The 2,153-nt window shown below is 70.3% G+C and carries 2 protein-coding genes; both read left to right on the top strand.

Annotation, left to right across the window (positions count from 1 at the left end; all coding sequences use genetic code 11):
• Nucleotides 1-1,683, top strand: a 1,683-nt coding sequence (locus DPV74_RS40985; RefSeq protein ID WP_162923324.1) for a hybrid sensor histidine kinase/response regulator, incomplete at its 5' end; no start/stop codon positions are given.
• A partial coding sequence (locus tag DPV74_RS40980) for a response regulator (RefSeq protein ID WP_119339261.1) occupies nt 1,680-2,153 on the top strand: 474 nt, incomplete at its 3' end. The genes DPV74_RS40985 and DPV74_RS40980, both read left to right, overlap by 4 nt.

Raw genomic sequence — 2,153 nt, 5'->3', positions numbered from 1 at the left:
TCGCTGGTCGAATCGCGCTGGCTCAAGCCGTTCGCCGAATCGATGCTGCGCGTGAAGCGCGCCCAGCGCGACGCAGCCCGCTCGCTCGATTTGATGTATGAACAATTCGCCGACGATCTCGACGCGGGCATGCTCGCGTCGATGAACGAAGTCCGGCACATGCTGAACGACCTGCAGCGCTCGCTCGCCGAGCGCATGGACGAATTCGACCGCTTCGAGCGGCGCAGCACGCATATCGCCGAGCAGCTGTACGACGAGGCGCTGCAATGCCGGATGCGGCCGTTCGGCGACGCGACGCGTGCGTATCCGCGCATCGTCCGCGATCTCGCGCGCTCGCTCGGCAAGCAGGTGCGTTTCTCGATCGTCGGCGAGGGCACGCAGGTCGACCGCGACATCCTCGACCTGCTCGACGCGCCGCTCGGCCACCTGCTGCGCAACGCGATCGACCACGGCGTCGATTCGCCGGAGGCGCGGCGCGCGCGCGGCAAGCCGGCCGAGGCGAGCGTGACGCTGGAGGCGCGCCACAGTGCCGGCTCGCTGCTGGTCAGCGTGATCGACGACGGCCCGGGCGTCGACATGGACGCGCTGCGCGCGGCCGTCGTGCGCCAGCGCCTGACCGACGACGAGACGGCCGCGCGGCTGTCCGATCCCGAATTGCTCGAATTCCTGCTGCTGCCGGGTTTCTCGATGCGCGATGCGGTGACCGACGTGTCCGGCCGCGGCGTCGGCCTCGACGCGGTGCAGGAGATGGTGCGCGGCGTGCGCGGCGCGGTGCGGATCTTCAACGAGCCGGGTGCGGGCATGCGTTTCGTGCTGCAGCTGCCGCTTACGCTGTCGGTGATCCGCAGCCTGCTCGTCGAGGTCGGTGGCGAGCCGTATGCGTTCCCGCTCGCGCACGTGCGCCGCACGCTCGAACTCTCGCACGACGATATCGACGTGCTCGAAGGGCAGCCGCATTTCCCGTTCGACGGCCGGCGCGCGGGCCTCGTCGCCGCGCATCAGCTGCTCGACGCGGGTGAGCCCGACGTCGCGCGCACGAGCACGGCGGTCGTGGTCGTCGGCGGGGAACCCGAGCTGTACGGCGTCGCGGTCGACCGCTTCCTCGGCGAGCGGATGCTCGTCGTGCAGCCGCTCGACAGCCGCCTGCACAAGATCCAGAACATCGCGGCCGGCGCGCTGCTCGAGAACGGCGACCCGGTGCTGATCGTCGACGTCGAGGATCTGATCCGCTCGGTCGACAAGCTCGTGCGCGGCGGGCAGCTCGCGCGGCTCACGCGCGACCCGCAACTGGCGCTGGCCGACCGGCGCCGCCGCGTGCTCGTCGTCGACGATTCGCTGACGGTGCGCGAGCTCGAACGCAAGCTGCTGGAAAAGCGCGGTTACGACGTGACGGTCGCGGTCGACGGGATGGAGGGCTGGAACGCGGTGCGCAGCGATGCGTTCGATCTCGTCGTCACCGACGTCGACATGCCGCGCATGGACGGCATCGAACTCGTCACGCTGATCAAGGGCGATCCGATGCTCAAGCGCGTGCCGGTGATGATCGTGTCGTACAAGGATCGCGACGAGGATCGCCGTCGCGGGCTCGATGCGGGCGCCGACTACTACCTCGCGAAGAGCAGCTTCCACGACGAGGCGCTGCTCGACGCCGTGCACGACCTGATCGGGGACGCGCGAGGATGAACATCGGCATCGTCAACGACTTGCCGCTGGCCGTGGAGGCGCTGCGCCGCGTGATCGCGCTGCGCACCGACCATCGCGTGCTGTGGGTCGCCACCGACGGCGACGAGGCGGTGGATTTCTGCGTCGCGCATCCGCCCGATCTCGTGCTGATGGATCTCGTGATGCCGAAGGTCGACGGGGTCGCGGCGACGCGCCGGATCATGGCGCGCGCGCCCTGCGCGATCCTGATCGTGACGGCGAGCGTCAGCGCGAACACGTCGTCGGTCTACGAGGCGATGGGCGCGGGTGCGCTCGATGCGGTCGACACGCCGACACTCGCGCTCGGGCTGTCGGCCGACGCGTCGCCGCAGGCGCTGCTCGCGAAGATCGACCAGATCGGCCGGCTGCTCGAAAGCCGTTCCGCGGCGCTCGTGCCGCCGGGGCCGGCGCCCGAGCGCGGCCAGCCGACGCTCGTCGCGATCGGCGCGTCG

The sequence above is a fragment of the Burkholderia sp. HAN2018 genome (genome assembly GCF_024704855.1).
In the GTDB taxonomy this organism is placed as follows: domain Bacteria; phylum Pseudomonadota; class Gammaproteobacteria; order Burkholderiales; family Burkholderiaceae; genus Burkholderia; species Burkholderia cepacia.
This window is presented reverse-complemented; position numbering and strand designations above follow the sequence as displayed.